The organism is Aquaspirillum sp. (assembly GCF_055136605.1).
Genome location: NZ_JBSQVP010000099.1, coordinates 1 through 5,422, shown reverse-complemented (window position 1 = coordinate 5,422; position 5,422 = coordinate 1). Strand labels below are relative to the sequence as shown.

Sequence of the window (5,422 nt, the reverse complement as noted above, 5' to 3'; positions counted from 1 at the left end):
CAGCCATCCGTGCCGGTTCAGGGCCAGTACCCCAGCCTTGTGCGGCTGGCGCTGCAGGCTGCGCATGGGCAGCATCAGAAAAAAGGTGGGGTACACAAAGCGATGGCGACGTGGCCGCAGCCGGGTGTGCCGGACATGACCAAATGCAATCAGGGGCTGCGCCCCTTCGGTGGGTGCGGGTGTGTGACTCATAGCGTCTCCGCAGTGCAGGAATGTGCCGCCAGCAACGCCTGGGCGGCGGCGTATCCAGACTGTAGGCCATCTTCATGAAAGCCATATCCTGCCCACGCACCACAGAACCAGCTACTTTGTTGGCCTTGGATAGTGCTTAAGCGTTTTTGTGCAGCAATAGCCTCGGTTGTAAAGACGGGATGGGCGTAGTGGAATTCAGCAAAAATATGTTTTGGCGTTTTGTATGGATTAAGGCTCACCATAATCGGTGTGTTGACGGTCAGAGGTTGTAGTCGATTGAGTAGATAGGTCACCATCACAGCATCTTGTTCATGCTGATGTTGAGCTGACATAGCGCTGTAATTCCATGCTGCCCAAGCGCGTTTTTGCTGTGGCAGGAAACTTTCATCAGCATGTAAAACGGCATAGTTTTTTTGGTAGGAAATCGCTGAGAGGATAGATTCTTCTGCGGTTGTCGGGTTAGCGAGTAGTGATAAGATTTGGTCGGTATGACAAGCAAAAATCACCTGATCGAAGGTTTCTCTACCATTAGCGTGGAACAGCAATACTTTTCCGTTTTGTCTTATTACTTTTTCGATTGGATTTTTAATTTTCTTGTCGGTTAATTGCGCAATCATTTTTTGCACATAAACTCGTGACCCACCCACGACTGTTTTCCACTGCGGTCGATCCGATACCTGTAACAAACCGTGGTTTTGACAGAAGCTCAGGAAAGAGGCCGCAGGGAACTCACGCATCTTGGCTACAGGTGCTGACCAAATCGCCGCGCCCATCGGCAACAGGTAGTTTTCTTGCATTTCACGACTAAAGCCGCTGTTTTGGAGTAGTTCTCCTAACGTCCATTGTTGTTGTCGTGCTTGTTCTAACAGCTGCGGGGCTTGTTGATGTAAACGCAAAATATCGCGCAACATCCGCCAAAAAGAAGGGGAGAACAGATTGCTGCGCTGGGCAAATAGTGTGTTTAGATTTGTGCCTGCCCATTCCAAACCCGATGCTTCCGCTCGAACACTAAAACTCATCTCGCTCGGATACGTTTTCACGCCAAGCAGCTCAAACAAAGCAATGAGGTTAGGATAGGTTCTATCATTATGAACGAGGAAGCCAGTATCAACCGCTAAGTGCTGACCTTCGACTTCAATATCTACCGTATGACTGTGCCCACCGGCTCGGTGTTCAGCTTCGAATAAAGTTACCTGATGATGGTTTCGCAGCAACCATGCTGCAGACAGACCAGCAATCCCAGCTCCAATCACAGCAATGCGCATCTTTTTTCTCCCTTGTTAGAGAGAAGGATAGAGAAAACTGGAAATTTGTCAAAGTTTTGTACTGAACAAAATAAAGGTTCGCGAAAAAAATCCCACCTCGCCTTAGGTGGGATTTTTATAAATCACAATACAAACAATTAGTTAGATTAGGTTCTGCTCAGCAACATTTAAATTCATGTCCAACATGCCTTGCGTCTTAGCGTCGTGACGTTGTCCGCTGGCGTCACTGCGCAAACTTTCGACATGGTTTAAATAGGCCTCATCAATATCACCTGTGATATAGCGACCATCGAAACAGGACGTTTCAAAATCAACTAAGTCGCGATTAGCCACATGCACCGCGTCTTTCAAGGCGTCGAGGTCTTGATACACCACGGCATCAGCGCCAATTTCGCGGGCAATTTCTTCCTCAGTACGACCCGTTGCCAATAATTCAGCCCGAGTCGGCATATCAATCCCATACACATTGGGGAATCGAACAGCCGGTGCGGCAGACGCAAAATAGACTTTATTGGCTCCAGCATCACGCGCCATCTGTACGATTTCACGGCTGGTTGTGCCACGCACAATAGAGTCATCAACCAATAACACGTTCTTACCGGCAAACTCGTGACCAATAGCGTTTAATTTTTGGCGTACTGATTTTTTACGAGTGGCTTGCCCGGGCATAATGAAAGTGCGACCCACATAGCGGTTTTTAATAAACCCCATACGGAAAGGTAAACCAAGGTGATTTGCGAGTTGTAATGCCGAAGGAAGGCTGGTGTCTGGAATCGGAATCACCACATCAATATCAGCCAGCTGTGGATATTCACGACGAATTTTGTCACCCAGTTTTTCACCCATCAACAAACGGGTTTGATAGACACTGGCGCCATCAATCAGCGAATCAGGGCGGGCAAAATAGACATATTCAAACATGCACGGTGTATGAGGCGCAGGGTCGGCACACATGCGGCTGGTCATCGTGCCATCAAAGCGAATCACGACTGCCTCACCGGGGGCAACATCTCGTTCTAATTTAAACCCTAAACAATCAAGCGCCACCGATTCAGACGCCAACATATATTCCGGAATCGGGCCGTTACGATTGATCCCCAACACCAAGGGCCGAATACCATTTGGATCGCGGAAGGCCACTAAGCCAAAGCCGGCGATAATCGCCACCACCGCATAAGCCCCTTTAACACGGCGATTGACTTCCACTACCGCATGAAATACCGCTTCTTCCGACAATTCTCGGCCATAAATATGTCGTTGCAGCTCATGGGCAAAGACATTTAACAACACTTCCGAATCGGAATTGGTGTTGATATGGCGGAGGTCTTGCCGGAACATTTCCTCTTTTAATTCATCGGTATTGGTCAAATTACCGTTGTGTGCCAACACAATGCCATAGGGCGAATTCACGTAGAAAGGCTGGGCTTCAGCCAGATTCGAGGCAGACCCCGCTGTCGGGTAGCGCACATGGCCAATACCCACATGACCAAATAACGAGCGCATGTTGCGCGTGCGGAACACATCACGCACCATCCCGCTACCTTTGTGCATGTGAAAACTGTTGCCGCTGGCCGTTACAATCCCTGCTGCATCTTGACCGCGATGCTGCAAGATTTGTAATCCGTCATACAAAAGTTGATTGACCGGCGATTGACCGACCACACCGAGAATGCCACACATAGTTATTCAAGCCTCTGCGCTAAGCGCGTTCAGTTTGTTGCAGGAGAAGGGCGAGGGTTAGGCGATACTGACGGCGCAGGCATCCAAGCCGGCCGTTCAGGAATCACAAAAAAGTAATCTGAAAAGTTGATTTGTTGTGCCAAGACAGCCGGCAACCATGTTGTGGTATGTTGGGCCAACGTTTCAAATGGCCCCATCAACAACGATTTTTGCCACACCAATTGACGTGGAAAATCGGTTAGACCCGCAAACCATACCAATAGCAGCACAAAAGCACCACCGCGAATGCTGCCAAAAATCAGACCGAGTAGGCGATCAAGCGGACCAAGACCAATTCCTCGCAAGAGTGCCGCCACCAAACGAGAAAAGATATCCAGCACCATTCTGGCCACAACCATCAATGCCACAAAGGTTAAGACTGGCCGTAACAAACTGCCTGGCTCGCCTACCGGCAACCAATCGGCGAGAGCGGGGGTTAAGCTGCGGGCGGCAATAAAAGCAACAATCCACGCAAACAGGGAAAAAACTTCGCGGGTAAACCCCCGCAACAGCCCCAACAGAGCCGAGCCACCCAAAACAGCAATGATAAGATAATCGAGAATATTCATGCTGTTACTGTGGAATAAGTATTCCACTGACTCCAACTTGAGCTGCTTTTGCTAAAGCCGCTTTTGCGTCTTGCTCGTTGTTAAACGGCCCTAAACGAACACGGCTGATTTCACCTTTGCTGGTTTCCACTCGAGAAATTTTTGCCTGTACGCCAACGGATGCCAATTTTGCCCGCAGTTCATCGGCTTTAGCGGCATCAGAAAGTGCGGCTATCTGTACGATATAACGCTTATTCGCGCCAGCTTCAGTGTCGGTCACTTTAGCAGCAGGTTTTTTCTCTGCTGCAGCCTCATCAAAACGACCTTCTAAAATGGCAGCAGGGTCACGCTTGGGTTTTTCCACCGGTTTTTCAACCACTTTTGGTGGTGGTTCAACCACAGGTTTGGGTTTCTCTACTACGGGTGGTTTTTCGACTGGTTTAGGCTTTTCTTCCGTTTTTTTCACCACAGGTTCAACTTTAACCGGCGGTTTTTCAACAGGCTTAGGTTCAGCGACCGGCGCTGGTTTCGGTTCGGGTTTTGGCGGTGGAGCCGAGTTAGGTACTGCAATCGGGCCACTTGGCATCACCAAAGGCGGCGGTGTGACAGGGACTGCAGCGGGTGAAACAGGAGTTGGGACAGCGGCTTCAACCGGCTCGTTAGGTTGTGGCAATTCAGCCGCTGGTGGTGTGGCAGGTGCGACAACGGCCCCCACCACGTCCACTGATTCTGGACGCAAATCGGCATTGGGTGGGGCGTTATCCACCACATTCCATAAAACACCGACAGCGATACCGGTTAATGCAATCGCCCCCACCAAGCGGCGGCGGGCACGTTTGCGTAACGTGATCAAATCAGCTTGATTATCGCGGCTCATGCCCATCCTTCGGCAAACTTAGGAAATGCGTCTGTTATGGCCGGCCCACTTGGACAGCGGCAGCCACAGTGAAGAACGACCCAAAAACCGCGATTCTATCATTTTCATCGGCACGCGATAAAGCCAACTGCCAAGCTTCCGCAACCGAAGGCAAACTTTCTACCGCGTTGATACCATGATTTCGCAGTGCCTCGGCAATTTCTGTCACAGGTAAGGCACGCGGATGATCAATGGGTGCGATCAACCAGGTATCAAATTGGTCTTTCAACGGGGCAATGACGCCATCAATGTCTTTGTCTGCCAACACTGAGAAAACAGCATAACGATGTTGTGCAAAACTGAGTTGAGTGAGATTAGTAGCTAACCCTCGGGCGGCATGTGGATTGTGTCCCACATCCCATACGACAACAGGCCGTCCGGGTAGCACTTGAAACCGCCCAGGCCACTCGACTTCGACTAAACCACGCCGAATTGCCCCCATCGACACCGGGAGCTTATCGTGCATCAGTTCTAAGGCAGCGATGACCGCGCTGGCATTATGGATTTGATAGTTACCACGCAAAGCTGGGACAGGTAGCCCGCCACGGCGATTTTCAGCCGACCAAAACAACCATTGTTGGCCCTCACCACGCTGGCCACCAAAATCACGTCCCAAGACTTTTAGCGGGCAGGCCAAAGCGTGGGCATGATCTAACAAAGATTGGGGTGGTTCAGGATCGGCACAGACCACTGGTTTTGCCTGACGAAACACCCCTGCTTTTTCACGACCAATCAGCTCTCGCGTATCGCCTAACCAATCTTGATGATCAAGATCGATGGTG

Annotated in this window: 6 protein-coding genes; all 6 read right to left on the bottom strand. The window is 50.3% G+C overall.

The genetic code is table 11. From position 1 onward, the window contains the following. On the bottom strand, positions 1-192 hold a 192-nt coding region (locus ACTBZS_RS11755), incomplete at its 3' end, for a DUF1365 family protein (RefSeq protein WP_463044258.1). Then, complete coding sequence (locus ACTBZS_RS11750) at positions 189-1,457, bottom strand: NAD(P)/FAD-dependent oxidoreductase (protein WP_463044257.1); 1,269 nt, start codon at positions 1,455-1,457, stop codon at positions 189-191. The genes ACTBZS_RS11750 and ACTBZS_RS11755, both read right to left, overlap by 4 nt. 141 nt (positions 1,458-1,598) lie before the next feature. Then, complete coding sequence (purF, locus tag ACTBZS_RS11745; RefSeq protein ID WP_460429755.1) at positions 1,599-3,137, bottom strand: amidophosphoribosyltransferase; 1,539 nt, start codon at positions 3,135-3,137, stop codon at positions 1,599-1,601. Positions 3,138-3,166: 29 nt separating this feature from the next. Continuing rightward, entirely contained in the window at positions 3,167-3,745 is a 579-nt protein-coding gene (locus tag ACTBZS_RS11740; protein WP_022653561.1) for a CvpA family protein, read from the bottom strand. Between the two features lie 4 nt (positions 3,746-3,749). Further along, positions 3,750-4,601 (bottom strand): SPOR domain-containing protein, encoded by an 852-nt coding sequence (locus tag ACTBZS_RS11735; protein ID WP_463044256.1) that lies wholly within the window; start codon positions 4,599-4,601, stop codon positions 3,750-3,752. Between the two features lie 34 nt (positions 4,602-4,635). After that, a partial coding sequence (locus tag ACTBZS_RS11730; RefSeq protein WP_463044255.1) for a bifunctional folylpolyglutamate synthase/dihydrofolate synthase occupies positions 4,636-5,422 on the bottom strand: 787 nt, incomplete at its 5' end.